This window comes from Halobaculum magnesiiphilum, assembly GCF_019823105.1.
In the GTDB taxonomy this organism is placed as follows: domain Archaea; phylum Halobacteriota; class Halobacteria; order Halobacteriales; family Haloferacaceae; genus Halobaculum; species Halobaculum magnesiiphilum.
The window spans coordinates 76,215-101,412 of sequence record NZ_CP081959.1; the positions used below are offsets into that span (position 1 = coordinate 76,215).

The 25,198-nt window shown below is 56.7% G+C and carries 27 protein-coding genes; 8 read left to right on the forward strand and 19 right to left on the reverse strand.

The features are described from left to right. The first annotated feature begins 26 nt into the window (after nucleotides 1-26). Nucleotides 27-983: a hypothetical protein gene (locus K6T50_RS15650; RefSeq protein ID WP_222609102.1), complete on the forward strand. Its 957-nt coding sequence runs from the start codon at nucleotides 27-29 to the stop codon at nucleotides 981-983. Nucleotides 984-1,018: 35 nt separating this feature from the next. On the opposite strand, the gene K6T50_RS15655 is transcribed toward K6T50_RS15650, so the two are convergent. From K6T50_RS15655 to K6T50_RS15705, 11 genes are all read right to left on the reverse strand, one after another. Further along, nucleotides 1,019-1,621, reverse strand: a complete 603-nt coding sequence (locus K6T50_RS15655; protein ID WP_222609103.1) for a hypothetical protein — start codon at nucleotides 1,619-1,621, stop codon at nucleotides 1,019-1,021. Between the two features lie 57 nt (nucleotides 1,622-1,678). Beyond that, nucleotides 1,679-2,671 carry a transposase gene (locus K6T50_RS15660; RefSeq protein ID WP_222606535.1) on the reverse strand — a complete coding sequence of 331 codons (993 nt, stop codon included), beginning with the start codon at nucleotides 2,669-2,671 and terminating at the stop codon, nucleotides 1,679-1,681. Then, nucleotides 2,668-3,249: a hypothetical protein gene (locus K6T50_RS15665; RefSeq protein ID WP_222609104.1), complete on the reverse strand. Its 582-nt coding sequence runs from the start codon at nucleotides 3,247-3,249 to the stop codon at nucleotides 2,668-2,670. Before K6T50_RS15665 ends, K6T50_RS15660 begins: the two co-directional genes overlap by 4 nt. 325 nt (nucleotides 3,250-3,574) lie before the next feature. Next, entirely contained in the window at nucleotides 3,575-4,045 is a 471-nt protein-coding gene (locus tag K6T50_RS19300) for a homing endonuclease associated repeat-containing protein (RefSeq protein ID WP_225935453.1), read from the reverse strand. Next, nucleotides 4,046-4,795: a homing endonuclease associated repeat-containing protein gene (locus tag K6T50_RS15675; RefSeq protein ID WP_222609106.1), complete on the reverse strand. Its 750-nt coding sequence runs from the start codon at nucleotides 4,793-4,795 to the stop codon at nucleotides 4,046-4,048. Between the two features lie 187 nt (nucleotides 4,796-4,982). Beyond that, entirely contained in the window at nucleotides 4,983-5,204 is a 222-nt protein-coding gene (locus K6T50_RS15680; protein ID WP_222609107.1) for a DUF8129 domain-containing protein, read from the reverse strand. A 66-nt stretch (nucleotides 5,205-5,270) separates the two neighbouring features. Then, nucleotides 5,271-6,428 (reverse strand): hypothetical protein, encoded by a 1,158-nt coding sequence (locus K6T50_RS15685; protein WP_222609108.1) that lies wholly within the window; start codon nucleotides 6,426-6,428, stop codon nucleotides 5,271-5,273. 66 nt (nucleotides 6,429-6,494) lie between these two features. Continuing rightward, nucleotides 6,495-7,655: a homing endonuclease associated repeat-containing protein gene (locus tag K6T50_RS15690; protein ID WP_222609109.1), complete on the reverse strand. Its 1,161-nt coding sequence runs from the start codon at nucleotides 7,653-7,655 to the stop codon at nucleotides 6,495-6,497. 290 nt (nucleotides 7,656-7,945) lie between these two features. Beyond that, complete coding sequence (locus K6T50_RS15695) at nucleotides 7,946-9,001, reverse strand: ABC transporter ATP-binding protein (RefSeq protein WP_222609110.1); 1,056 nt, start codon at nucleotides 8,999-9,001, stop codon at nucleotides 7,946-7,948. Next, on the reverse strand, nucleotides 8,998-9,774 hold the full coding sequence (locus K6T50_RS15700) for an ABC transporter permease (RefSeq protein ID WP_425601410.1): 777 nt from the start codon (nucleotides 9,772-9,774) through the stop codon (nucleotides 8,998-9,000). Before K6T50_RS15700 ends, K6T50_RS15695 begins: the two co-directional genes overlap by 4 nt. 39 nt (nucleotides 9,775-9,813) lie before the next feature. Next, nucleotides 9,814-10,827 (reverse strand): extracellular solute-binding protein, encoded by a 1,014-nt coding sequence (locus K6T50_RS15705; RefSeq protein WP_222609112.1) that lies wholly within the window; start codon nucleotides 10,825-10,827, stop codon nucleotides 9,814-9,816. Nucleotides 10,828-10,890: 63 nt separating this feature from the next. Here K6T50_RS15705 and K6T50_RS15710 point away from each other — a divergent pair, with 63 nt between their 5' ends. Next, nucleotides 10,891-11,316, forward strand: a complete 426-nt coding sequence (locus K6T50_RS15710; RefSeq protein WP_222609113.1) for a Tfx family DNA-binding protein — start codon at nucleotides 10,891-10,893, stop codon at nucleotides 11,314-11,316. A 272-nt stretch (nucleotides 11,317-11,588) separates the two neighbouring features. Here the strand turns inward: K6T50_RS15710 and K6T50_RS15715 are convergent, their stop codons facing one another. Beyond that, entirely contained in the window at nucleotides 11,589-12,257 is a 669-nt protein-coding gene (locus K6T50_RS15715) for a DUF6166 domain-containing protein (protein WP_225935454.1), read from the reverse strand. Between the two features lie 135 nt (nucleotides 12,258-12,392). On the opposite strand from K6T50_RS15715, the gene K6T50_RS15720 reads away from it, so the two are divergent. Beyond that, complete coding sequence (locus K6T50_RS15720; RefSeq protein ID WP_222609115.1) at nucleotides 12,393-13,757, forward strand: restriction endonuclease; 1,365 nt, start codon at nucleotides 12,393-12,395, stop codon at nucleotides 13,755-13,757. 13 nt (nucleotides 13,758-13,770) lie between these two features. Here the strand turns inward: K6T50_RS15720 and K6T50_RS15725 are convergent, their stop codons facing one another. Continuing rightward, nucleotides 13,771-14,343: a hypothetical protein gene (locus tag K6T50_RS15725; RefSeq protein ID WP_222609116.1), complete on the reverse strand. Its 573-nt coding sequence runs from the start codon at nucleotides 14,341-14,343 to the stop codon at nucleotides 13,771-13,773. A 236-nt stretch (nucleotides 14,344-14,579) separates the two neighbouring features. Between K6T50_RS15725 and K6T50_RS15730 the strand changes: the two genes are divergently transcribed. Then, nucleotides 14,580-15,089, forward strand: coding sequence for a hypothetical protein (locus K6T50_RS15730; RefSeq protein WP_225935445.1), 510 nt, complete (start codon nucleotides 14,580-14,582; stop codon nucleotides 15,087-15,089). Between the two features lie 7 nt (nucleotides 15,090-15,096). Here the strand turns inward: K6T50_RS15730 and K6T50_RS15735 are convergent, their stop codons facing one another. The 4 genes from K6T50_RS15735 to K6T50_RS15750 form a co-directional block, all read right to left on the reverse strand. Beyond that, nucleotides 15,097-15,492: a DUF7567 family protein gene (locus tag K6T50_RS15735; protein WP_222609117.1), complete on the reverse strand. Its 396-nt coding sequence runs from the start codon at nucleotides 15,490-15,492 to the stop codon at nucleotides 15,097-15,099. 72 nt (nucleotides 15,493-15,564) lie between these two features. Further along, complete coding sequence (locus K6T50_RS15740; protein ID WP_222609118.1) at nucleotides 15,565-15,930, reverse strand: DUF7568 family protein; 366 nt, start codon at nucleotides 15,928-15,930, stop codon at nucleotides 15,565-15,567. Nucleotides 15,931-15,933: 3 nt separating this feature from the next. Next, nucleotides 15,934-16,425, reverse strand: coding sequence for a DUF7995 family protein (locus K6T50_RS15745; RefSeq protein WP_222609155.1), 492 nt, complete (start codon nucleotides 16,423-16,425; stop codon nucleotides 15,934-15,936). A gap of 104 nt (nucleotides 16,426-16,529) precedes the next feature. Next, a complete protein-coding gene (locus tag K6T50_RS15750; protein WP_222609119.1) occupies nucleotides 16,530-16,946 on the reverse strand; it encodes a DUF8025 family protein in 417 nt (138 codons plus the stop codon). A gap of 169 nt (nucleotides 16,947-17,115) precedes the next feature. Between K6T50_RS15750 and K6T50_RS15755 the strand changes: the two genes are divergently transcribed. The 3 genes from K6T50_RS15755 (at nucleotide 17,116) to K6T50_RS15765 (ending at nucleotide 22,973) form a co-directional block, all read left to right on the forward strand. Then, complete coding sequence (locus K6T50_RS15755) at nucleotides 17,116-18,237, forward strand: sacsin N-terminal ATP-binding-like domain-containing protein (protein ID WP_225935446.1); 1,122 nt, start codon at nucleotides 17,116-17,118, stop codon at nucleotides 18,235-18,237. Further along, nucleotides 18,150-19,033, forward strand: a protein-coding gene (locus K6T50_RS15760) for an IS1595 family transposase (RefSeq protein WP_136361201.1) whose coding sequence is annotated in 2 segments (ribosomal slippage) — nucleotides 18,150-18,612 and nucleotides 18,612-19,033 — 885 coding nt in all. Because the reading frame shifts where the segments join, the coding sequence is not laid out codon by codon here. Before K6T50_RS15755 ends, K6T50_RS15760 begins: the two co-directional genes overlap by 88 nt. A 148-nt stretch (nucleotides 19,034-19,181) precedes the next feature. Continuing rightward, complete coding sequence (locus K6T50_RS15765) at nucleotides 19,182-22,973, forward strand: protein NO VEIN domain-containing protein (RefSeq protein ID WP_225935447.1); 3,792 nt, start codon at nucleotides 19,182-19,184, stop codon at nucleotides 22,971-22,973. A gap of 146 nt (nucleotides 22,974-23,119) precedes the next feature. On the opposite strand, the gene K6T50_RS15770 is transcribed toward K6T50_RS15765, so the two are convergent. Then, nucleotides 23,120-23,782 carry a DUF6735 family protein gene (locus tag K6T50_RS15770; protein WP_222609120.1) on the reverse strand — a complete coding sequence of 221 codons (663 nt, stop codon included), beginning with the start codon at nucleotides 23,780-23,782 and terminating at the stop codon, nucleotides 23,120-23,122. A gap of 182 nt (nucleotides 23,783-23,964) precedes the next feature. On the opposite strand from K6T50_RS15770, the gene K6T50_RS15775 reads away from it, so the two are divergent. Next, on the forward strand, nucleotides 23,965-24,282 hold the full coding sequence (locus K6T50_RS15775; protein WP_222609121.1) for a hypothetical protein: 318 nt from the start codon (nucleotides 23,965-23,967) through the stop codon (nucleotides 24,280-24,282). Between the two features lie 6 nt (nucleotides 24,283-24,288). Here K6T50_RS15775 and K6T50_RS15780 read toward each other — a convergent pair whose 3' ends face one another. Next, a complete protein-coding gene (locus K6T50_RS15780; RefSeq protein ID WP_222609122.1) occupies nucleotides 24,289-25,128 on the reverse strand; it encodes a hypothetical protein in 840 nt (279 codons plus the stop codon). Nucleotides 25,129-25,198: the final 70 nt, after the last annotated feature.

Here is a 25,198-nt window from a genome sequence, read left to right on the forward strand (position 1 = left end):
AATCATCTCTGATTCGAAAATGAGGTATGACGAACGACCCTATTAGCTCGATTCGGATGACGACAAGGGAACGCAACGCCGGCGATGCTCTCTATATTGATCCTGCTGAATCTGCGATCGAAGAAGGATATTCCGTGTCACATTCTCGGTTCGCTAAATCGGAAAACGACCAGTATATTGCTTCTCTAGTTCGACGCGATAGGAATTCAACGCAAACCGAATTAGTGGTATTATTTAGAGACGAATCGTATGTTGCCGAGCTACCAATACCGATAGGAGACGGGGTGAGAAACGTATCTGTCAGTAACAACGGTCGGGTGTATTTATACGCAGATTATGAAGAAACCTCGACCCACACAACAGATCAGTTACCTACCCCTGATCAAGAGGAGTCTCCCTCAAATCTCCTGATGGCTTGGGAGCCGAATATGGAGTCCCCTGATTATATCGATGCATTTGTTAGTGAATTGCAATGGATAGCGGTGAGTGGCGATGGTGCCTATGTGAGCGCATTAACTGGACTCCCCGACCGTTCTGCCCATCTCTATACTGGGGATGGTCAGTACATCGGGAAAGCCGAAATGCCGGGACCTGCCATTCATTGCCGATTTGAGAAACAAAACGGTCATCACTACATTATCGGCTATGGGCCGAATCTTGAAGAACCGAGACAGTATCCTGTTGATGGTGAAAAATTCACTAATTCTACCCATCAAGTGCATAATCCGGTTGTTGTCCCAAATGAAGAATCGAGTGGTCACATCATTGCTGAAGAGTCAATTCCGGATGATACTCAGAGACTCAGGCTGCCGGGTAATAGTTTAAAAAGCACCTGTGGCGAATCAATAGCCCCAATAGATGCATATCGAATCTACGATGATGTTTCCAGCGCTGTAGATAGCGGGGTGACACTTTGCTCTTCGTGTGAAAGTGGTACAGCAGAGCCCGAAAAACACGAGCAAACATCCTATATGAACCGATAAGAGTGCCAGCCAAATCCACAGGAGAAATTTCTCGGTTAGGTCAGCCTCGTCCTTCCAAGAGAGTGCTGAGACAATAGCTCTGAATATTCTGCGTAATCGTTCAAATGGCGCTCCTTAGTACCATCTGGATAAATTCGGGTTACTTTGACTTCGTATCTCAATCTGTCGTGGTGGTACTCGTCAAAGCTCGGCTCACGATCAAAGTTTCTATAGTGTTCTCCGATTGTGCTTCTCGGCTTCTGCTGTCCTCTCGGGTTGAACAGGACCAAGTCCACCGATTCACACTGATCCCAATTCGTATTGTCGAGGAATTCCTGTCGATGGCGTGAATAATATCTAAAACTCGACGAATAGTTGTCCGGGCCGACTAGTTCTGCCTGATACCCTCTTGACGAGGTGATGTCCGATCTACCAATACGGAACTCCTCTATCGGAACATCGAGATCAAACTCGGACAATATCTCCTCAGTCCTTCTCCTCACCTCCCGATCTGCATGAGGGGCCAGAATAACTCTATTGACTATATCCCTCCAATCTCCATTTATCCATAGTGGATGCTCATAATTAGGTAGGGCTTCTTCAGGTAGCTCGCGGTTGTCAAGCAGTAGTAATGGGTTGCCTCCAAGATTATAGACCATCCTGAATTCTTGCTCATCTTCAAATTGTCTATGCTTGAGGGTGTCATAGAAGAGTTCTCACACCGTGATGATCGTACTTCCTGGATTGTCTCCGCGTTCGTAGTTGGTGATAGCGACGACGAGGCGAAGGCACAGGGCAAGAAACACCTGCGCCCGTGCGTGGACGCGGCCTCGGGCGTGCGTTCGCCCGAGGCCGCAGTCCTTCACTGAGTCGTTGGTTCGTTCGACTCCAGTACGGCGGTTGTACGTCTCATCCAACGTGGACTGCTTCAGCTGAACGTCCTCGCTGTGTTGTTCGATCCGGTCTTCGACCCTGTATTCGATGTCTTTTGGGTCGTCGGTGTTTCGTGCGTTGTACGGAGCGACTGGCACGACCCCTGCGGCCAGCAGGTGGTCGTGCCAGTCGAGCGTGTCGTAGGCGCTGTCACCGACCATCCAGATCGGCTTGGCGACGGCGAGCGCGTCACGTGTGACGCGTATCGCCGTCTCCTCTGGTGCTTGCTTACTCTCTGTGAACTCGGCTGCGATCGGGATCTTTTGCCCGGTCGAGACGATCGTGCAACCGTAGCCGTAGTAGTACTCGTCGTCGGTTGGATCGTAGCACTTCGATGCATCTTGATCGGCGGGCATCGTCCTCACGTCAGTTGAATCGATACAGTAGGTCAAATCGAGCAGGCCGCGGCGGGCGGCCTGCTCGACGAGGTGGTCGAACACCTCCTCACCGACGTGTTCGAGGTCGGTGAGAAAGCGATCGACCGTGTCTCTCGACGGCGGTCGATCGAAGCCACAGCTCAGCCAGACGACTGTGTTTCGAAGCTCTCGTTCAACGGGACGAATGCCGTAGATGTCCTTGTAGTAGCAGTGGAGAAAGCCACGCATCATCTCTGGTGGTTCGTGGTCTCGTGTTCGCCCCGTCTTCGCCGGGGCGAACACATCGAATTCTTCGAGAAACTCGAAGGAAAGGTGCTCAAACAACGCTAGCGTCTCGGTCTCCACGACATTGAAGAACGAGTCTACCGAAGGATCATCTTGCAGGGTCGCTGAACTCATTCCACCTCAGCGTTCACCCTGCTCTTTGGTGTGTTACTCGTTCTATGACACCCTCTATGCTTAGTAAAATACAGCGACTGTGGGATCTGTGGATTGGCCTCTCTCCACCAATCAAGATATCTCACTGCACCCATATTCAACTCCAATTCCGGTCTGAAGCTCCGCAATAGTTGTCCGACAGTCGTCTCGATTGCAACTCCGTCTTCCAGATTAGCATACTCCTTCCAGATTTTCTTTGACTCATCGGTGCCAGTATTCCAGCTGTTCACGTAGTAATAATGTCGAGCGTTTCGCCTGAATTGTCTCATCCCAGTCGGGAAGTCCATTTCTTCTCCACTCTGGAGAATCATATCAGAGGTCTCGTTCGATTGAAGAAGCTCACTGATCCTCGTTCGAACTGTACCCCGTCCTTCGTACTTTTCGTAGTGTTCGGCTTTCCCAAATCTGAGTCCCTTAACGAACACATCTCGGAGATATTTTAGAGGGCGAAACCGACGTACGACCATCCTATCGGTAGGACATAGCCACGGAGCATCGGGGAAGGCTGGTGGCGAATCTCTGTCCTCAACGGAATCCATATTTCATTCTCATCTCACAATTGGGCTTATCTCTGATGCGTTATTTTCGGCCGAGACTATGTTTCGGCGTTCGCAAACAATTCAAAGGGCTCACGCCCGTATTTGAGAACAACCCCGGTAATTCTAACTGAACTTCATCAACTCTTACTGAGATCTCCGGATACAGGGTTCAAACACGGCTATTTAAAGATTGGAACATCAGAGGTTCATTTATCCGCGGCAGTTCCATCTATTAATCTGCAAGTTAGGCTTCCCTTGTTCAACACGCAGATTATATCCCTTGCTACGAATCCCGTCCAAGGCTTAAACCGGAGAACGGTGTTCGTCAGTACTCTACTACTGGCTGAACCGGCATTCGTTCAAGACGGCGATGACATGGGATACAGAGTGTCAGGAGGTTACTTGGAACATTTGAGTCCTCAACTGACTGAGTCGGATCATTATAGAACTGTCGCCGTGGAATCCGGTGGTGAACCGGGAGATCACGTCCGAACTGGTCTCGGTGTGTATCGCGGTCCATACCGCAGCGCAGGCAGGACTCGTTGTCACGGGTGATGATCTCCTCACGAATCTGTGGCCAGTTCGAGCCAAACGGAACTGTCTCAGTATCTGACTGACGGTAGTTTTCTAGATAGTCCGGGTCGGCCGCTTGAAGGGCTGTTCGCCACGTTCCGAATTCACGCTGATACGGATCGATGGTGAAATTCCCGTGTTCGTTCATTTCCGTCGTTGTCGGTGGATGGCCCAGCTCATTCGCAACAGCCCGCAGTTCGGCTAATAACTCCTCCCGTGGGATTCACCACCGCTCATTCGGCTCGAAGCCGTCAGCTCGGAGAGCTTCATTCCACGAACCGAATCGCTCCTGATAGACTGCTGCACTCCATTTCCCTTGGTTCCGCATCTCATCCTTCCGAGGGACATGGCTTAGATCTTCGGCGAGACTGTTGAGTTCGGATATCAGATCCTCCTCGCTCACATCCCATACGGAGTGGACTTCCAACCTCGCCTGCCGAAGAGCACGATTCCATGTTCCAAACGCTCGCTTGTACGAATTCGTGGTGTAGGGGCCACTCCGGTCCATTTCATCTGTTGTGGGCGGTCGACCCAGTTTCTCAGCGAACCCCTGTAAGGCAGTAATGAGTGTCTCTTCGGAGAGGTTCATTTCGACGTTCGGCTCAAAACCGGCCGCCCGTAGTGCTGAATTCCACCCTCCAAATCGCTTGCAGTATGTCTTCACCGAATACTCTCCATGAGTACCGTATTCGCGCTCTGACGGAGTTCCACCTACGATGTCGGCAACTGATTTGAGATCAGTAAGAAGGTCCTCTTCGGGCGTCACTGGTCGTCCGTTTGGATCGTTCGTTCCGGTTTGAAGTCCGGCAGCCTCGAGTGCGCTATTCCACGACCCGAACCGATTTCCGTACGTCTTCGAAGCATGAGGTCCTGAATCGTCCATCTCACTCTGCGACGGGGGCCGACCGAGTTTCTCAGCGAACTTCTGGAGCCGATTGAGGAGTTCATCGTCTGAGTACAGCTTCGTGCCCATGATCTCTGAGGGGGTTGAGTCACTCAGTTTGGATCTGGCTCAGTATTTGAATGTCCGCTCTGGTGTCTGTGATCCGTCATCGATGTTGGCTGCCCCGCACCCTCTCAGGGGCCCGAAAAACGGAGGCAAAGCCTGTTAACCAACAATAGGGGGAATTCACGCGGAGTGCGTTGGTTAAGAACAGAGCTTACTCTTCATCCTCACGTAGCTCTTCAGCCTTCCACTTGAGTCGGCGCAGAATCTGCGTTCGATTCTGGTGGGCGTTCTCGTAGGCAACACACTCTTGTAGAGTCTCCATATCGGGAATCGTCGCGATACCGGCCTTGACCAATCGGTAATTCGGTGCTTCAAGACGCTTCTCAGGTGGGAATTCGTCGTCACTCCCGTCGCTAATCGTGGACTGTTCCATCTCTGTAGGCCTCCACCTCTTGAGGGTGAGAAAAACAGAACAGACGACTACATCACCGACGTGGCGTCAGACCATCGCCTCTAGGAACCGCTCACGCAGCACGTTCTCGCGCTCTTCGAACTGCTCGACTTTCTCCTGCAGGTCCTCGCTGACGCGCTCGATGCTCGCCAGCGCTCGTTCGCCGGCCAGCGAGGCCTGTGACCCGTCGTCACCGTCCGCCTCTAACTGCTGCTCGTAGGCCTGCTCGACGCGCTCGATCGTGCCTTCCGGATTGAACAGGATGTCGTTGGCGATGCGGACGTACTGATCGAGGGATGCCCCCTCTTTCCCCTGGAAGAAGTGGGTGAGGGCGTACGTCGCGCCGGAATGCAGCGTCCACATATCGATCTCGAAGGGGGACGCCGCATTGGCTTCTGCATCGCCGGCGGCACGCTCGGCCAGGTAGTCCGGGAACCCCAGCAGGGTGTAGAACTCCGTGACGGTGAACGGGAGTTCGGAGAAGTCGAGGTCGATGTCCTGGGCGTCCCGGATGAACTCGAAGAGGTCATCGGCGACGAGTTCGACCTGTGCGAGGAGTTCCTCCCACCAGGTCCGGAAGTTCCGGACGTCGCCGACGTGTTTGATGACCTCCTTGTCGGTGAGCGATCGCATCGTGTTCGAGCAGTAGCCATCCTGAGCGAACCCCTCCACGTAGACGGCGTGCTCGCCGAAGAAGTCGTAGCCCGACGTGACGCCCATCGTAATCGGGTCCGACCGACCGGGAAGGCGCACCTCGAGGCCGTCGAACATGATGTCCATATGGACTTCGCCGCCGCCCCGGTAGCGCCGAATCTCGCCGAACATCACCTCGCCCAGCGGCGTCCCGTCGATGGTCTCCTCGCGGAGGACCTCCTCTAGCGGCCCGTAGACGTCGACCGGGTTGATGATCGAGTACGAGTCAGTCGGGATATGGAATAGCGACTCCGTCTCGGTGTCCCCATCCGCTTCTGCTTGCAATCGCGACGGCTCGACGATTGCGTTGAACCGCTCGGTTTCGACCCACTCGTCGGTGTACGGGTTGCGATATGCGACTGCTGTATCGACCGCCTGTGGGAGGTTTCGAATCGCCTCACTGAAGCTGATTGGTTCGGGACCTCCGTATTGCTCGGCGTACCACTCGGGTAGTTCAGTCTCGGTTCGCCCATCGAGGCCTGCGAAGACCGTAGCTTCCTCTGGGTCTTTCATAGCATCCTCCGAAGGCGCGAAGCGTTCTGATCTGCGCCTCCACCCATCGAGGCGCAAAAAACGACGCTACGACTGTCGGCACTCGTGAGCTTGGATTCGCTCTGGCAGCCCGGCTTTTCCACAGAGCGGACACTCGACGAGTGGTGTCGGCGGAAGATTCTGCCACGCAGCAAGGGCTCCTCGGAGATGGGCTTTCGTCTCTGCCGACTCGGCGCTTTCGAGGCCACTGTTGAGGTGCCTCCGGAGTCGTTCTCTGTTCGTGAGATCGCCTGGATCGGGCGTCAGGATAGGCTCGTCTGTCCGTTGCATTTGAATCACGAGGGGTTGCCCCTCATCCTCTCGTAGGGGGAGAGCAACACCCTCCAGCCCTCCTCGCTTTGGTGGCTGGGTGGCGTCGATAATCGTATCCAATCGCTGCGGGGCGACGGCTTCCCAGATGAGATGATGCTTCGAACAGACCGTCACGAGATTCGAGACTCGATTCGCCTGTTCGTGGTCAAACTGCCCATCGGGGGTGACAAAGAACTTCCGCGGGACCAAATGATGGACAGAGATGTCCTTCCCAACTTGCTCTTGATGATCCGCTTGGGTAATCCCACACCACGGCGTTTGGCACTGGAAGTCATCACGTTCCAGTGCTTGCCGCCGTTTCTCCGGCCAATTTGGCCCGTACGGAATCTCTGAGCGTTCTTGATAGGACCGTGGTTGTGAGAAGCCAGCTTCGTTGAGTGCCTCTTTCCACCCGCCAAACCGGTGGTCATACGTCCATCTATGATACTCCCCAATCCGATCCATCTCCCCGCTCGATGGCGGGCGACCGAGCTGCTCCGCAAGGCGGTCTATCTCATCCAACAGGTCCTGATCGGTGAGTCGGAATTTCCGGTTTGGAGCGTAGCCAGCCTCACGAAGCGCCTCGTTCCAACTCCCGAATTTGTTCTGACAAACGCGCTGAGAATACTCTCCGTGCTCGCTCATCTCTTTCGCTGTCGGCGGTTTTCCTAATTTATCTGCGACACGCTGAATGTCGTCGAGAATTATGTCCGCGTCTGTTACGATCTGGTCGCGACGATGGACCGCGGTTACGTGGCCACCCAACTCGTTGGAGGTCGCAAAAGACTCGCCACAGTGGTCACAAATATGGTCGGTCAAAGCTCCGTCACCTCCCTCCGCCGTTCCCCCGTAATGCGTTATAAACTCTCGACCCGCTGAGTGACTGTAGAAGATCACGAACCGCCTCGGCAAAGGTCAGAGGGTCTGCATCCCCGTGTCGCTCTCGGTACCACTCGGGTAGTTCGGTGTCGGTACGTCCATCGACGCCAGCGAAGATGGTTCTGGACTCTGGATCTTTCATTGCAGTCACCTCACTTCAGGAGTCCTCGTCGACGTGCGACTGCATCGTCTCGCGCCCTGCGCCCCTCTTCCGGGCGGAAAAACAACACTACGTTAACCAACATTTGGCTTCGAGAGAGAATGTTGGTTAAACAAGAGTCTGGTCTGAGATTTTGGAGCTAACGAAACTACTTGCGTTCTGGAATCAGGTGGAGTGACTCTTGCGGAATTAGTACTTGGACTTCTGAGCCGTTCTCGAGCGCCAGCCGCTCGAACGTCGGCGGGCGAACATTTGCTATGAGTGTGAGCGTTCCTGCTACAATCTCGATTTCAATCCGGTACTCACTTCCCTCGTTCAACCACCGAGCTACCGTGCCCGTGACTGTGTTCGCCGTCCCGTCACCGTCAGCAAGAGGTGGTGTTTCGACCTCTATCCGTGATGGATGAATACAAACCGTGACGGTCGATGTGGAGACATCTGGCGCAGATGTCTGGAACTGAACGTCCCCGACCTGAACCATAACTCCGTCTTTGCTTCGGTCGGCCACTGTCCCCTCGAAGAGGTTCTCGTTCCCAGTAAAGCGGGCGACGAATTGGTTTGTTGGCCGCGTGAGTACCGCCGATGAAGAGTCCACTTGTTCGAGGGCTCCGTCTCGAACGATGGCGATTCGATCACCGAGTGCCGTCGCCGTCCGCTGGTCGTGCGTGACATAAAGAACCGGAATCTCGATCGACTTGAACAGGCTGTGTAGCTCGTCCCGGAGCCGCTTCCGGATCGGTGCGTCGAGGCTCGACAACGGTTCGTCGAGGAGTAGGATGTCCGGGTCGGTCGCTAGCGTTCGTGCGAGCGCGACCCGTTGTCGTTCCCCACCAGAGAGCTTCGGGGGCTTTCTATCAAGGACTCCCTCTAGTTCGAGAAGGGTCGCGAGTTCGTCAGCGCGATCGCTGGCTGTAGCTGCGTATTCGATGTTTTCCCGGGCGGTCATGTGGGGGAAGAGCGCTCCATCCTGGAAGACCATCCCCACGTGTCGATCTTGGAGCGGTAAGCCGACCAGTTCTCGCCCATCAAGCTGAATCGACCCCGAATCGGGGCTGGTGATCCCGGCGATTAGCGAGAGGAGCGTCGTCTTTCCGCTGCCAGACGGTCCCAAGACTGCGAGTACTTCTTCCTCGACTGTCAGGTCCACCGGACCGAAGTCGAACTGACCGTAGGCTTTGCGAAGTCGAGAGAGTTCGAGTGTCATTCCCATGGGTTCGAGGCAACGGTATTGAGAATCAACAGGGCCGCGGCAGCGATCAGTACTAACAGTATCGCCACCGGATAGGCGTTATCTAAGCCGAGTTCAATAAACGCCACCCAGATCTGAACCGGCATTGTCCGTGGATAGTACGCCAGCATCATCGTCGCGCCGAACTCACCGATCGCTCGTGCGAAGGCAAGCGTTATGCCAGCGAGAATTCCTGGGCCAGCAAGGGGCAGCGTCACATTACGGGCGGTCGTCCATCGGCTCTTTCCGAGCGAGCGAGAGGCGTATTCGAGCGTCTGGTCGACGCTCTCGAACGCCGCTTTCGCGGTGACGACCACGAACGGCGACGCGACGAATGTCTGGGCTAGTACTACTCCAGCGAGCGACCGTGTGAGCGGGAACCCGGCAGCAATCGCGGCTTCACCGAGCGGCGAGTTGGGGCCGAAGACAGTGAGCAACACGATTCCGCCAACCGTCGGGGGGAGCACCAACGGGAGGACCACGACTGCGAGAACTATCTTCGTTATAGCCCCGTCGGTACGTGCGAGCCAGTACGCGAGCGGCAAGCCGAACGAGGTGGCGATAACTGTGCTAATCGACGCCGACAGAAGCGATGTCGTCGCCGAATCCACGACGGTCGGACTGTTCATCCGAGCAAGAATCTCTCCGGCCGGTACCGAGAGAAACAGCGACACCAGAGGCACAACGTAATACAGGAGTAGCACACCCCCGAGGACGAGCGCAACGCTGAGCCAGTCGAACCCGAACATGCTCGTGCCCGATCGATTCGAGTGCGAACCTGTCGCCATTCAAATCAGGACAGTGATGTCCGAGACCGTCGACGATAGCTCTTTGTGGGATTCGCCGAGTCGAGATTGAGTCCCGCCGGATTGGTCGGTTGCCTGTCTGACACTCTGGGGCACGTCGCCCGTATAGGCAGGGAATTGATCGCGCAAGAGGAATCCGTGTTCTTTGAGATAACTCCCGGTCGTATGAATGTCGAAGACGGAAACGGCAGCGTCGCTCATGTGTCGAATGGTCGAGCCGTAACTGATGAGCCCACCCTGTATTTCTTGGCCGCTTGGTAGTGTGTACGAGGCCGTTGAGTACCAATCTTCGGCATACTGTGGTTTACTCAGATTGATCTGGTCCGGCAACTCGATGTACTCGTAATCGCGTTCCAAAGCCATATTGCGGTAAGTGATTGCGGCGTCGATGGAACCGGTCTCGAATTGACTGATTAACGATGTTTCGGGATAGATCTGATCCCGTTGGAGGATCTGTTCTCTGAGACTCGATGCGTCGTCGTAGTAGCGTGAAGCGAGTTCGAGCATGAAGAGTGTACGATATCCAAGCGGGTCTTGGTCGGGGTCGGTTCGGCCGATGTTCACGTTCCCGTTGACCATTGGTTCGTACCAACTCTCGGTTCCGGCGTCGGCCAGACGTACCCCGTTGTCTGTGTCCGGATTGTACGCGATGACGATTGAGTTGCTGGTAAACACGGAGTGCCACGACGGTGAAAGTGGCTCTTCAAAGAGCGCCACGTCGGCGACTGAGACGATATCGGGATCGCGTTGCCCTTCATCGATCATCCGAGCGACGGTTGCAGAGCCGTGCGCCTCAATTTCAACTGGGACATCCACAGCAGGCTTGAGTCCGTTGGCTAGTGCGTTCTGGAGGCTGCCAGCTGCAAGGATGGCAACCGTCGTTGATTGGGTCCGATCTCGACTACGCTCACCTGTACAGCCCGAAAATCCAGTGACAGCCGCCGTCCCGGTAGTCAAGAAAAACCGTCGTCGCGTAGTCAGAGATCCATCATTCATCCATACGAGATAGAGAATAGTTTGAGAGAAAAGCTTATCTCAAACACATCTGTTTGACTCTCCATGACCACTGCTGCATCAACGACATTAACCGAACGGCAGATAGAGGTACTCGAACTCCGAGAGCAGGGGCAGACCCAACAAGAGGTGGCGGACCGATTGGGAACGACCGATTCGAATATCAGTGCTATCGAACGAGCGGCAGAACAGAACATCAAGAAGGCCCGTCGGACATTGGAACTCGTCCGGACGATCCGGTCGCCGATCCAGTTTTCCGTCTCCCCAGGGACGAGTTTTGATGAGCTGGTTGCCAGCGTTTATTCACACGCAGACGAAGCTGGAGTCAAAATTGCACACTGCCGTCCAGAACTCTATACACATCTCTATGGAGTTCTCGAAGAATGTACGGACCAGAATGAACTGAAGACGAACATCGATGTGGGAATTACCAACGAGGGCGAGGTAAGGGTTTTTACTGAGGACTTCTGAGCGGGGTTTGGCCGTTGAATATCGTCGAACTGTCTCCCCACAAACCGGCGGCGCTCCTCGAACAATTTTGTCAAGAGCCCGGAATGCAGATGTCTTGTCCCAGACGAATCAGAACGAATGTTCCCGGCTAGGGCGACGAGGCGGACGAACTAAATCTATACAATCGAGCCCTTCTCAACAATACTGTTCCAGTCCGCGCCCGATTTTCTCGAGCGCCTCGACACCACGTTCGAGGAGCTGGTGGGTGGCTCGCGCCAGTCGAAGCGTCTCCATCAGTGCTCCCCCTCCGGGGGTTCGATGAGGTCGTTGCTCTCTTCGGCGAGTTCTTGGATTACCCGTTCCACGTCGGCCTCCTCAACAACCGTCCCATGTGCGAGCGGGGCAGGATATGCCCGGTCACCCTGGCTGCAGAGTACGACCAGCCACTCGTCGCTTCCATCCCCGAGCACGATGTAGTGGTCGCAATCAGCGCGCTGGAAGACCCGCCGGTCCGGGCGAGAGACGGCTCGCCAGTTCTCGGGGAGCGTCGGTGACAGCTGTCCGCCGTCGGCGAGGGCGACGACGTCGTCGGTAAGGGTCGCCATCGCGGCGTCGATCTCCTCGCCGGGGAGGTGCCAGCACGCCGCGGCACCGTCGCACTCCAGCTGTGAGACCACCTGATTCCGGAACGCGATGTAGTGCTCACGGGCGAACTGCTCATCGTCGTAGTAGTCGAGGAGGAGCGCGCACGCGAGCTGGGCGGGCCCGCTACCACTATACCCCCACTCGAACCCGCTTGGACTGTGGTTGACGAGGTCGAGACTGCGCTCGAGGGAGAGTCGCCGATGCTCCGAGAGGTTCAGGACGACGGCTTGGCCGTCGACGCGGAAGCCGACGTATTCGACTGCGTCTCGGTGAGCCTGACCTGGCGATGCGACTGGAACCGATTCCGAACTAGCCATAGGTACATTCCCGTTCATCGTTGCTCGCGGGCGGTTCGGTGACCCCCGCACCCCTCTCAGGGGTTCAACAAACAGGACGGCGTAGCGTTCGGCAACGTATTTGGCAGTTGCAACGTACTGTCCACATAATTGAGGATGGCTGTACTGGACGATCTTTCGGGGTTCGAGTTCGAGGACGTGATGGAGGACGTGTTCCGCAACCTCGGCTACGAGAACGTCCGCCAGGCCGACCGCACGGCTGACGAGGGTCGCGACGTCATCATGGAGGAGGTCGTCGACAGCACCCGGCGTGCGATCATCGTCGAGTGCAAGCACACGGGGACGGTCGGGCGGCCGGTCGTCCAGAAGCTCCACTCGGCGATCGCGACGTTCGATTTCGACGGCCCCAAACGCGGAATGGTCGTCACGACCGGCCGGTTTACGAACCCTGCTCAGGAGTACGCAAACCGCCTCCAGCAAAACGACGACCCACACCCAATCGAGTTGCTCGACGGCGAGGACCTCCGGGAGATCGCCGACGAGATCGGCCTCGACCTCTACAACGGGCGCATCGAGATTCTCTGCGACGAGACGCTCCGCCCGTACGACCCGGCCGCCGACGTCGACGCGGCCGTCGCGGAGGCATTCCGCGACATCGAGAACATCGAAGCCGCCGACCTTCCAGAACCGCATTCGTCGGTGTCGTTCCGCCCGGTGGTCGCGGTCACCGCGGACACGAACGCTGTCTTCGAGACGTCGGTAGGCGTCATTCACCGGATCAACGACCGGACGCGATTCGTTGCCCACGCCGAGCGCGGGCAGCCGCAGGTCGTCGACGAGGACGTAGCGACGCTGGTCACCGAGAACCTCCACGCGACGGTCGACCTCGACACCGAGCAGCTCGGAGAGGTGTTCGACGACGTCGAGGAGCGCCGGTTCGGGCAGACCCAAACGGAGTACAAGGAGTGGGCCGTCGAGCGCCTCCAGCAGCACCACACGACGACGGTAACCTACACCGGCGACAACAACGTCACGTACAACAAGACTTGCGAGCCGAATCGTTCGGACATCTCCGTGCAGTCGATCGAACCAGTGTACCTCCCCGAGGTTCGACACACCACCGAGCTCCAGAAGTACACCTACCCCCACGAGTATTACGCGGCAGGCCCGTCACGAGTGACCGCCGAGGACGGCATCCATCGGTGCGTTCACTGTGACACGAGTGGCATCGATGAGACGTATACCTACTGTCCGAACTGCGGGGCCATCGCCTGCTCCAGCCACACCAAAACGGAGCGGCTGGAAGGTGAGCCGATCTGTACGGGCTGTGCGGTGACGGAACGGTTCGCGCTGAAGACGAAGTACTTCTACGACGAACAGAATCTCGAGGCATTCCGCGAGGAGTACGCCGCGATGCCGCTTCACGAGAAGGCGATGGAGAACAAGTGGCTGGCCGGGGGGAGCGTTGTCGCGACGCTGCTGGTCGTCGTCGGACTACTCGTCATCGGCGGCATCATCTGAGCGAGCTAAGTGATCACGCCGGCTCAGCGACCAGTTCTTCGATCGCCTGCTCAAGCGGGCCGTGGAACTGCCAGCTGGCCCGCTCGAAGGCTTCGTCGGTCGGGCCATCCCAGCGCGGGAATGTGGAATGACCGCTCACCTTAACGGTCCACTCGGAGGGCTCCTCGAATGGGTTCCGGGTCGGGAGCTCGACGACGTAGAGGTACTCTTCGTCACCGTGGATGCCGTCAGCCGGGTTCTCGACACCGTGTCCGAGCAGGAACATCGGCTGGTCAAGATGCTCCATATTGGACGGGTCAAGGAGATCCGCTGGCTGTGCTGCGTCGATTGTTCGGTCTGGGTCACCATCCAGATACAGGTCGACTGTCGAGAGCTTGTCGAGGAACACGAACGACGCTGCCGTGTACCCCGGTCCTCGTTCGGCACGGGTCGCGTCGAGAAGTTTCTTCAATTGCGCAAGATCGCGAAGCACACTCTCCGGGTAGCCGTCCGAATGTCGATACACTTGGGCGGGGCGGTCTTGATCGGTTGGTTCGGCGTCCTGGTCCACTCGTTGGACGAATCTGAGTTGACTCCGTGTCGACATCGATCATCGCCGGCACGTGTGCGCCGGCACCCATCATCGGCGCAACAATAGACTCTGTATGTCCGCGATCTGTAGCACCTCGCCTTCTGCATCAACCCAAATTATAAATACCACGTTTGATTACTCTATCAGTAATCACTATGTCCGACAGCACAGACCAAGACACGATTACAGACCGAGATTTAGCCGTTCTTCTCCGTGATGGTCACCCCGGACTTGATGCCAATCTCTCCCGTATGGCACTCGAACAGGCTGTTAGTAACTGGGAGAACAATCCTGAGAAAGAGAAAAAGCTGGAATTCCTTCGTGAATCACCGATGGGGATTGATTTTGTAATCCCCGAAATACACTGGGATGCGGAGGAAGAGGAGTTCTATGTCGGAACAAACCGTGGTCCTGGGGTCCTCGGTGAAGTTGCCTCTGGGGGTGGATTTCACGTCGCAGCTGAATTCTCCCGTGAATATGTGGAGGCGTATCGGGAACAGTATCAGGAACTGCTGGATAACTCCACCCTCACGAAAAAGCAGTTTTTGACCTACTTGATGCGTGAAGCAAACAAGAACGAGTACGTAATCGCTGATGCGCTTGACGTGAAGACCGGGACTGTACGTAGTCACGCTGGTCGAGCCCGTGAAAAAGTACAAAAAGCGCAAGCGACAGCCCAAATCCCTGAGCTATTCGAGTTTGAGGGGTACGACGAATTGCAGGAAAACATGGAATCACTGCTTGAACCGAAAACGGCCTAACTGGTGGTTATGCGAGGTGTGACACCTTCTCTGGTTCCTCGACGTCGTCGAACTCCCCGCGCTCGACAGGCTCCCAATCCTCACTCGGCCCCGGACTCCACCAGTCGACCTTGTAGGCGCCCGGTGCACCGAGGATCTTCACGCGGGCCGACCCATCAGGCAGGTCGCGACGTAGCTTCTCGTCGACGTGGAGGTTCCAGGTCGTGGTAGAATCGAAGCAGGCGAGCACGGCCTCCTCGTAGCCGCGTGTCTCGCGGGATTCCTGGAGTTCGACCTGGGTGTTGCAGTTCTTGCAGAACACCCCCTCGAACGGGATGTGGGTGAAGACCTCCTGCCCGCAGACGGGACACCAGAGGAACTCGAACAGTGCCTCGCTGTGTCGGTCAAGTACTTCGAGACTCATTGGTTGACTCACCCGGTCGTACCGGGCCACCACCTCGTGCCGGCCGAAAAACAGCGCCCAGCGCTCACTCACTCACCGTTCGGCACCGTAGACGATGTGTGAGGGGGCTTCGTATCCACAGTCGGGGCAGTCGTACCATCGCTGGATTTTCGCCCCGTCTGCTGCCTTCTCGCCGACGCGAACGTCGTTGTTCGGACACTCCGGGCAGCTGAGGTCCGGGACCGGCCGCTCCCGGAGTTCGTCACGGAACGGCGTCGCGTCCTTCGTCTCGTACCCCCGCGACCACACCGGGTAGCCGTCGACGAGAATCACCCCGCGCCACTTGTACCGGTAGGAGTCCGGCGCTCGATGCAGGACGGCTTGCGCACCGGTCTCGGTGTTCCGATACGCGAGCGTCGGCGAGCGGCTCTCGCGTCGCCAGTTGGTGATGCGAGGCATTGGTTAGAAGTGGACGTCAGCGGGTACGATCCAGAGCTCTTCACTCTCCTCGAGGAGTCGATCCAGCTGTCCACGGTGGCGAATGCCGGTTGCGTGTTCGGTGTACAGGAAGATCGTCGGGCCGTCGTACGCACCGACCTTTTGGAAGGCGTGTCGGGCGAGGTCCTCGTCGCGCATGATCTCCTCGTCGGAGAGCTCGTCGATGGCCTCCTTCACCCGGTCGAGATTACGCTCGAATTCCTCCTTCGTCGCCTCCCAGCCACGCTCGAGCAGGTCCTGGCCGTCATCGGAGTCGATCGGGGCTGCAGTCGGCAACTCACCCCATCGTGCCTTCCCCGCAACGGACGTGTCCTCCTCGTCGAAGGTCACATAGTAATCGAAGACGGCGCCGGCGTGTGGGTCCGCGCCGACCAGGCGGTCGAACACTGACTTTCCGGTGGCCAGGGCGTCGTCGTGCGTCGATGCCTCTACCAGAGCGTAAATCACCATGTGCATCTCGAACACCTCGAAACACCGACGCACCGGGTGTGGTTGCTCGCTCCAGCTGCGCCGGCACCCATCGCCGGCGCTCGAAAAACGCTCCTCGTGACGGCGGATTCTCAGGCGTCGTCCGCTCGTTCGACAGTGATGGTCAGGTCGCCCGACGCGTAGTCTGCCTCGAAGTCGACCAGGAACGCGTCCGCCTCGTAGGCGGCGTGGTAGGCGCGGTGCCGTTCGAGTGAGCCAGTCGCCTTGAAGTGGAAGAACGCGGCCGCCGTGTAGGGCTTGCTCTGTGTTTCGACCTGCGACTCGACGGATGCGGGGAGCGCGATCTGGGGCGTCGCCGTGTCGATACTCGCAGCGAACTCTTTCGCTTCCTCGACAGTTGCTTGCGAATGCGCCGGTGTCTCGCCGGTGAGCACGTTCACCGGGGTTTCCGTCTCATCGGTGAACAGGACGTCTTCGAACGTGTGTGTTCCGAGGATCGCCTCGGAATCCAACTCGCAGTCGTGAACCGGGTCGTCGTCTGAGGTCATCGAATCACGAGCCTATGGCGGGGCTCACCCATTCCGACCCCTGAAAAACAGCTCCTGTGAATGGTGCCTGAAAACGGTTCTTCTGCAATCTGCACTCAAATGATGCCTCTTGATTGCCGGTTCGCTAGTGCCTCAACGTTATGCGTGTGACGTGTTTGAATGGGGGATAATGGCAGAACAACGGGCTATCACTAATCTGCAGGATATACGAGAAACGAAGCTGGGAACGTATGCGAATGAACCGCCGTTGGTGAGTAAGGACTTCAAACTGGAGGCGGCGGACAGTGCAGACTATAGTCGACGGTTTGTGTTCGAACTCTTGCAGAATGCGGATGACGAGATGCCGGAAGACAGCGACAAGCCACGAAAGGTTCGATTCGAACTGCGCGGAGACAGTCTGCTTGTTGCCAACACTGGGCGGCCATTCGATGCTGCGGATCTGGATGCAATTACGACGCTCACCCAGACAACGAAAGGTGACGAAGGTGATGAAGCCACTATCGGGCACAAGGGGAGGGGTTTTACGTCGATTCTGGATATCACATCGAACCCGGCGATTTTTTCGCAGAATGGTGGCGGGCTGCTTGCTGCCGAGTTCGACCGGGAAAAGACACGTGACGTAATCGAGAAGAAACTGCGTAAGGAGGGCGTCGAGACCGACGGAGAGATTGACAACGTCCCGCTGATGTCGATTCCGTTCCCAAGTGAACCCGGTACTCGCGTGTCGGAACTACTCAAAACGGGATATTCGACGGTGTTTCGACTACCGCTCAAAGACGAGAATCAAGAACGGATCTTCGAGACGATTGAGTCGACGTTCAAGGAGCAGGTCACGCGAGAGACTGTTGCGTTGCTTCCGAAAACGGATCGTGTCGAGTTCGCCGTCGGTAACCGTCAACGTGTCTGGGAGAAGACTCGGCGGGACTGGCGAGGAAAGACTGCAGCATCCGTTATCGGGATCGAACGACGTGGTGATCTTGATCCGGACACTCCTGAAGAGATCTCGGAAGAACTCATCTCATTCGCCCGCGAGTACGATGTTCCGGATCGGTCGTTTGCAGGAATCGACTCGGCTATTCTCGACGATATCGGTAAATTACGGTTGAGTGTCGCGTTCAGACTCGAGGATGACGACAATACATCTCCGCTCATCTCGACAAGTCGTAACATCAATTTGGATGGCGGATCAATGACCAGTCAACGATGGATGAGGAGTCCGCTCAAGTCTTCCTACCATCACGTGAGCGATGTTTTGAACGTCTCCGTCTCGCCCGCTTCGGCGAGACGGTGACGTGTGTCCATTGCGAGAGCGACAACGTTGTGAAGCGAGGGACGACCGGTAAAGACGCCCAACAGCACTGGTGCAAGGAGTGTGAGACGTATTTCAACGACCTCACGAACACGATTTTCGGTCAGCATCGCTTCGAACTCGAAGAGATGTTCTACATCATCAAGGAGATGCGATCTGAGCCGACCGCTCAGATCGCTCGTGACCTTGGCCGAGACTACGAAGCTGTTCTCAACTTTGTCCACAAAGTCCAAGACGTGAGTGGGGAGATCGATGAATTTGAACTGTACGAGGTCTGTGAAGCTGACGAAGTCTACGTGACAGCCGGCGAGAAGGGGATCGAAGACGAAGATGAGAGTCCGCGCGAGCGCGGACTCAAAAAAAGGGACGAGGACGATTCGAATCAGACAAACCGCCAGTGCTGACACTCGTCCGTCGCTCCGACGGACGAGTTCGGTTTCTCGTCTGCAAGAATCTCCAAGGTACCGACGAAGACATCGCTGAGTATGGCGACGGCAGCGTCATCCTCTGTACTGACGATTACTCGATTTACGATGGTATCGAGAACAAGGAGGGGGTGGACGGCCATCTGGCCGTCACCCACTCCGACACCTATGTCATCGGCGATGCCCACACAAACACCTGCGAGAACCGCCACAGTTTCCTTCGCCAGTGGCTGGCGAAGTTCAGGGGTGTCTCGAAGCATCATCTTCAGAAGTATCTCAACTTCCTTGCACTGAAGCTCAACTCACCCGAAGATTGGTTCGAGAAACTCCTATGTTACAATGTATCGGGATGAGCGTACATCTCTTAGACCGTTGTTTGTCGGCGACGACGCGAATGAGCGCCCGTTCGTCCACGTTTTCTTGCCGACCGAGGAGCGAAGCCCTATTCCCGCGCTGCTGAATGGGACATTCCAGGTGAGCACCTCTCGAAGAAGTCTAAATATGCCGACAAACCCGGAAACTGGTGCCGTCATGGGGTTGAATGGCTGGCTGTTCCAGCGGGTGGCCGACCTCCTCGCCGCCGACGTCCTATCCTTCGTAAAAGAGACCGATACGGCGCTCGACGAGTTCCTCCGGACGATCGACTTTACGGCAGTAAACGCCGACGAGACGACGCGGACAAACCCGGTGAACCGTTGCTTTGTGGAGGCACTTCAGGATGCCTTCGAAGGAGTGGCCTTTGTTCCTCGGTTAGAACAAGTGGCGTCTGGCGCTTCGACGTCCGACGCTGATCGGCGGCCACTTTCTGAAATTGTTCTTCCATACACGCATCCGGACGCAGCACGAGTCGGTCCTCTTACGGCGATGGTGTACGGGCAGGACCGTTTTGAGCTGGTGAACGATGAGGCTGAAATAGGAGGCTGGTTCCCCGCAACACCACTGCTCGAACACGATGTCGCTGCGATCCTTGAAGAGCTGGGGGCAACTCGACTCAGGCCTCATCACACCCCCGCTGTTCTCGGTGCCGCTCCGGACGAAAATGCCATTCTTCAGTATCGAGACGCGCCTGAGCAACTTACAGTCGACCCTATCGTGTTCGCGCTGGCGGAAACGTGGCTAACGCTTACTGATAGTACGGATAAGCGACGGCTCGCTGAGGCTGCTCGGGCGGAAGCGGTGTTCCCGGTCGGCGATCCTTTGGTTGGAACGCACGGCGAGTACTACAAACACGAGCCGACGCCGGAGTCGGTCGAATGCTTCTTCCCACCACAACAGAGTGTCCCGACGGATGCACTCTCGGGAATTCGTCTGTTCCCGAATGAACTCTATTACACGGAGGGCTCTCAACAGGCCGATTCGGATGCTCGGACTGAGCTCCTTGACGGTGGGGAGTACGAGAACGTTCTGGATGCACTTTGGGACATCAACGACTTCGGGTTCCAGGATATTGCCGAAAAGGGTGTATTCCCACTCCTCCCGGGGCCATCATCCGGCGACGTCGACGACAGCCCACTACGTGACCCCGAGGTACTCGAGTTCGTCCAGCGATTGGCGACGAGCAGCACGACTGGGAAACCGCCAGCCTCCCCAAAGGAGCCGCTACCGTACACGTACCGCAGCAACGACCCTTACTACGACTTATGTATGCTTCCGGTCCCAACGGCGGATGGTGAGTGGGCGCGTGCCTATGAGGTATACTTCGGTGCGAGCTGGCAGCGTAACAAGCCCACTGCGGGCCGAGTAGAGCAACTCCTCCAGACGGCAGGGGTATCGCCACCGGTGCTGGCACCGCCGAGGGAATTCGGGCTAGACGATTCTGACGACTGGTCGAAGTGGCGTGAGTTCTTCCAGTGGATCGGGGTCTGCGAGCATATTCGTATCACACCGTTCTTCCATCCCACCCAGTCACACCGCTACAGCGCCACGGAACACATCGATCCTGGGTCTAATTCCACGCTTGATCCGGAGAGCCAGTTCAGTCCAAGTACGCTCTCCGAAGGCGACCTCGATACGTACCTGACGAAGCTGGAGTCTGCTGCATACGAGGCGGTGAGCGAAGATGACGGGGAGCGACCGTACATCTGGCAAGTCAACGGACTAGAGTACGATCACGCACTACTCGAGGCAGGGAAGGATCCGGAGTTCGGCAAACTGCTGATGGGGCACCTGTACACATGGTGGGGGAAGATCTCGGAGCACGCGGACGCAACCGTAGCGCTCTATTCCAACAACCGACTCCGGTATCAGACGACCTACCTGTTCGATCAGGATGAGATTGAAGGTGTCCTACCGAATCTCTGGCTCTGGCAGCTCCAGCGTGCCCCCTGGTTGCCGAGTACGCTCGGGCAAGTGCCCCCTGAGGACGCATGGTTACTCAACGACAGGGACTTACAGCGATACTCGGTTGACATCGGCGACAGTCGACATCCGCTCTTACCGACGCTTCGCCGAGAGGTGTATGGGGAACTAGCTGAGAATGCTCCTGATTTACTCGATGCACTATCGATTCGGCGGCGTGTTGAGACGCGGACGCTCACGCCATGTGACGCCAGAACGGTTGCAGAACGAATCAGATCAGTCTTCACGGAAATGGAGAACGAGACTGATCCTAGCGCATATTATCTCTCTGAAATCGAAGCGGCGTATAGCAATCTGAGCGAGGACTTGCCGCCACTTGACAACCAAGGTCAGATCCAGTCTTCAGGGTGGGAGCCGACTGAAACCGGCCTCGATTCAGTGCCTGTCCCCTGTATGGCCGGTGATGAGATACAGTTCCACGAGGCTTCAGCGACATACTTTACGCGGAGTCACGAGGAAGCATTACGGTTTGAGGGACTGGCGATTCCTATCTTCGCGTTAACTCGCGAGGATACGCCGGCGATCGGTAAGCACTTCGGGATGATCGACTTGGTCGAGGCCGTTAAGGAGACGCCGCAGATCGACGAGGAACGCATTGCGGTGACAGAGCGATTCCGAGAGGAATGGCTGGACGTGGCGGCGCCATACGTACTTTGTCGGTTAAAAGCGACGCGGAGCAGCCAACAGGAGGACGCAGGTGGACTGTCCCGGTTCGTCGACCAAATAGTCCTTGTCGGCTCTCTGAAGGTCAGTTATGAGCTTCGGGATAGTCCGAAAGCGGATCCTTTGACGCGGCCGGCGGAGTACTTCATCGAGCGGGACGATCACGGGAATCGGACGCGAGTGTACGTCGTTGCGGACAGCTCCGATCCGGTTCGAGACGCCCCGGTGGAATCGATATCGAAAGCATTCGCAGAGTATCACGGCCTGGGGAGCTGGGAGTCGCTGTACGTACTCCTGCAACAAGCGCCCGACAGAGGAGCGATGCAATCGCAACTGAAGGCGGCTGGCGCGCCAGCTAGCCGGAGAGAGCTTGAGGCCAGGCGGGCAGCGTACGAGGGACGAGCAGAACAACGTCAAATTGAAACAGTCGCCAGCGCCGGATTCGACGGTGAGCAGATCACGACGGGTAGAAATGAGTCGACCACTACTGGGTCTACGAACTCGGACGAACCTTCATCCGAGTCCTCGGACTCTGGTACCACGGTTCGGGATGGGTCACGAGTACCGTCAGCTCAACAGCTGACCGGAATTGGCGACAGTTCCACGCTCTCGGTTGGGAACACGGATACGGGTGGCAGTTCACACTCGGAAGCATCTGGGAACACTAGTGGTGGAGGTTCCAAAGCATCCTCGTCGCGACAGACCAAGGTGACGGCGAACTATATCGACAAAGTCGATGAGTTTGGGATGGAGGCAACGTACCACGCTGAACTTCAGCGTCTTCGCGAAGAGGGCTGTCCAGAGCCAGAAAAGTACGTCCACGACGTACACACGCGTGACCTCTACCTCGAAGCGAGGAATGACGACATCGCCGGCCCAGTTCTGGAATCATTGGAGGAGCGGGGCGTGATATCCAAGCCATATCCAGGATTCGATTTCTTGGTGGTAGCTCGAGACACCAGCGAGCCAGAACGGTGTATCGAGCTAAAATCGTCTGGATCGAACACGCGGCGGCCGTCGATCAGCTGGAACGAGTGGAAGTCGGCACGAAACGAAAACCTCCGAGAAGCATACTATCTATACGTCGCAGTGGAGCTTGAATCCGGAAAGAGCGGCGATGCGAGACTGATTCAGGTCCCGAACCCGTTCTCAACGCTCGATTCGCGCGAGCGAACCGTTCGGTCACAGAGTAGGGAGGTTCAAGTGAAGCTTTCCGAGTTCCATCCGGAAGAACAAGAGGTTGTTGAGCGTGCAATTCACTGGGAGGAGTGACGCTCAGATACACTATATAAGGTAGAATTACACCATCTCGCCCCGCTTTTGTATAGGACAAGTCCCCCCAGCGCTAAGGTAGCGGTCGAGAGTAGCAATCACCTGTAAACAGGTGAGGAGAGCTGTTCTGCCCTCTAGCAAATTTTCTACGACTTGCCGAGATTGGCTTTTTCGAAGGGAGATTCACCAGTCGGAATGAGCAGCTCCTGTCGGTCTCCGACCCGCTCAGCGAGCTTCCGCTTCAGGTACTGTCTCGCCGTCGACGGCGTGAAGACACCCTTGTCGATCATGTCGCCGACGACGTCTTTGAGGGCCGCGAACTGGCCCTGCAGGTGGCCATCGCCGACCGGCTCGCCGTCGTACCAGCGCACCGTCGCGAGCGCGCCATTCCCGACCGTCTCACCCTGTTCGACTGTCTTCGACTCGTACTGCAGGCCGAACCACAGCGTCCGATAGGCGGTCACTTCGAACGTCGTCGACACTACGAAGAACGCCTCGTGGTGGAGGTAGTCGAGATGGTCAGCGACGATCTCGTCGAGGGTGAGCCCGGTGGCGCGGGGCTTCGGTTCGACGACCGTCGACGGTCGATCCTCGCCGGCGAGGTAGCCGTCGACCGCATCTGCCTCGAGGCCATCGGCCAGTTCCGCCAGCAGCTGTTTCGCCCACTTGGAGTCGGTGTCGTCGCCACCGAACGGCGTCTCAGCCGAGATTCGGTGCTTGAGCTTCAGGTTCGCTGCACCCCAATGGCTGTAGTGGAGCGTGTACTGTCCGTCTGTGCGTTCGTACGCAACGAGTGCGCGGTGTCCCATCGAGCAATCACCTCACGGGGCGACCGCGACTGGATCGCCCCGCACCCCTCTCGGGGGACGAACAACGCCACCAGTAGTTCCTATCGAGGCTTCTTTATTCGGGATGAATAGTGAAATCGGGGCGGCTAAATCGGTAAGTAGAATTGCTTAGTTATTTGAACGAAGTCAGTGTAAATGCGTGTATGGATATTGACGCCAGCGAGTTCAAGAAGAACATAGAGAAGGCGTTAGAGGAGCAGTCAGGGCTCCGGATGAACGAGCAGAATGAGATCCCGTTCGAGCAATTGTTCACAGAGGAGTTCATGCAGCTGTACACAGAATTCGACTCTTTCGAAGCGTTGCTTGAGGCAAGTCAATGGGATGTTGAGGACGAGGACGATTTCGAGGCCATCCCGGAGGATGAGTTCGATACCTATGTCGACGAGCACACGGATTTCCCATCGTGGGAAGTTATGTCTCAGACTGCGGCTCAGCGGTTCCTTGAACGTCAATTCAACTGAAGTGGGTTACTGACTGACCTGCCGCCCGAGCTTGGTGATCTCCGCCTCACTGTACCCGCCGTCACTCGAATTGATGTAGGCTTGTGTCTCGACGTATCCCTTCTCTCGGAGCAACCAGAGGTTATGATCCACGACGTCTGACGACCGGCCCACTGCCTCAATCAATTCGTCACGATCAACCCGGGGATAGGTAGGATCCGATCGGTATGACTGGAGTAACACGTCCAGGATTTCATCCTGAACCGCGTCATCCAACAAGAGTTCCTCACCCAACTCTTTTGCTCGCCACAGCGTCGTCGGTGTAATCGTCAGTGACCGCTTCCCTGGCCGCCGCTTGAAGAACCCATCATCCTTTGAGAACCGCCACACCTTATCGATCACGTCCTCATCAACGTCCTCGAATTCATCGTTGAGATAGCTGCGTAGCCGTTCACCTTGTGGACTCGGCCAGAACGTAAACGGCCGGTCTGTAAACCTACGATATGACTCACGGATCAATTCATTCTGGACCCGCCGCTCGGTCGCCGATAACCCCTCTGTCGCACCTACGTCATGCTCCGTCGATGCCCCATCTCCATCCCCATTCACCACATCGTCACTGGTATCGGACCGATCAGTCCCGTCCACGTACTCGCCAGCGTCCTCCGGCTCGACTCTATTGTTCGACGTGTTGTGGACTTGGATCGCTAGAATACCCAGAGTGCCTAACATACCGATCACACCAGCAATCTCCACGAGCGAAAAAGGTGTATAGACGGTTCCGATCCCTGCGAGAATCAAGGCAGCAAGCCAGGCAAGGATGAGCTTCCCGATGAACCGCTCAGTCACGTACTGCCCAACCGACATCCTATCACTGCAAGTATTCACAGACCAGTATTATAAGTCGTAGGAGAGCAGCCTCAATCAGACATACCCA

Bases quoted from the DNA above. Each gene is read 5' to 3' on its own strand.
- K6T50_RS15650 (WP_222609102.1), top strand. From the start codon at position 27: ATGACGAACGACCCTATTAGCTCGATTCGGATGACGACAAGGGAACGC.
- K6T50_RS15655 (WP_222609103.1), bottom strand. From the start codon at position 1,621: ATGGTCTATAATCTTGGAGGCAACCCATTACTACTGCTTGACAACCGC.
- K6T50_RS15660 (WP_222606535.1), bottom strand. From the start codon at position 2,671: ATGAGTTCAGCGACCCTGCAAGATGATCCTTCGGTAGACTCGTTCTTC.
- K6T50_RS15665 (WP_222609104.1), bottom strand. From the start codon at position 3,249: ATGGATTCCGTTGAGGACAGAGATTCGCCACCAGCCTTCCCCGATGCT.
- K6T50_RS15675 (WP_222609106.1), bottom strand. From the start codon at position 4,795: ATGGGCACGAAGCTGTACTCAGACGATGAACTCCTCAATCGGCTCCAG.
- K6T50_RS15680 (WP_222609107.1), bottom strand. From the start codon at position 5,204: ATGGAACAGTCCACGATTAGCGACGGGAGTGACGACGAATTCCCACCT.
- K6T50_RS15685 (WP_222609108.1), bottom strand. From the start codon at position 6,428: ATGAAAGACCCAGAGGAAGCTACGGTCTTCGCAGGCCTCGATGGGCGA.
- K6T50_RS15695 (WP_222609110.1), bottom strand. From the start codon at position 9,001: ATGACACTCGAACTCTCTCGACTTCGCAAAGCCTACGGTCAGTTCGAC.
- K6T50_RS15700 (WP_425601410.1), bottom strand. From the start codon at position 9,774: ATGTTCGGGTTCGACTGGCTCAGCGTTGCGCTCGTCCTCGGGGGTGTG.
- K6T50_RS15705 (WP_222609112.1), bottom strand. From the start codon at position 10,827: ATGAATGATGGATCTCTGACTACGCGACGACGGTTTTTCTTGACTACC.
- K6T50_RS15710 (WP_222609113.1), top strand. From the start codon at position 10,891: ATGACCACTGCTGCATCAACGACATTAACCGAACGGCAGATAGAGGTA.
- K6T50_RS15715 (WP_225935454.1), bottom strand. From the start codon at position 12,257: ATGGCTAGTTCGGAATCGGTTCCAGTCGCATCGCCAGGTCAGGCTCAC.
- K6T50_RS15720 (WP_222609115.1), top strand. From the start codon at position 12,393: ATGGCTGTACTGGACGATCTTTCGGGGTTCGAGTTCGAGGACGTGATG.
- K6T50_RS15725 (WP_222609116.1), bottom strand. From the start codon at position 14,343: ATGTCGACACGGAGTCAACTCAGATTCGTCCAACGAGTGGACCAGGAC.
- K6T50_RS15730 (WP_225935445.1), top strand. From the start codon at position 14,580: ATGGCACTCGAACAGGCTGTTAGTAACTGGGAGAACAATCCTGAGAAA.
- K6T50_RS15735 (WP_222609117.1), bottom strand. From the start codon at position 15,492: ATGAGTCTCGAAGTACTTGACCGACACAGCGAGGCACTGTTCGAGTTC.
- K6T50_RS15740 (WP_222609118.1), bottom strand. From the start codon at position 15,930: ATGCCTCGCATCACCAACTGGCGACGCGAGAGCCGCTCGCCGACGCTC.
- K6T50_RS15745 (WP_222609155.1), bottom strand. From the start codon at position 16,425: ATGCACATGGTGATTTACGCTCTGGTAGAGGCATCGACGCACGACGAC.
- K6T50_RS15750 (WP_222609119.1), bottom strand. From the start codon at position 16,946: ATGACCTCAGACGACGACCCGGTTCACGACTGCGAGTTGGATTCCGAG.
- K6T50_RS15755 (WP_225935446.1), top strand. From the start codon at position 17,116: ATGGCAGAACAACGGGCTATCACTAATCTGCAGGATATACGAGAAACG.
- K6T50_RS15765 (WP_225935447.1), top strand. From the start codon at position 19,182: ATGCCGACAAACCCGGAAACTGGTGCCGTCATGGGGTTGAATGGCTGG.
- K6T50_RS15770 (WP_222609120.1), bottom strand. From the start codon at position 23,782: ATGGGACACCGCGCACTCGTTGCGTACGAACGCACAGACGGACAGTAC.
- K6T50_RS15775 (WP_222609121.1), top strand. From the start codon at position 23,965: ATGGATATTGACGCCAGCGAGTTCAAGAAGAACATAGAGAAGGCGTTA.
- K6T50_RS15780 (WP_222609122.1), bottom strand. From the start codon at position 25,128: ATGTCGGTTGGGCAGTACGTGACTGAGCGGTTCATCGGGAAGCTCATC.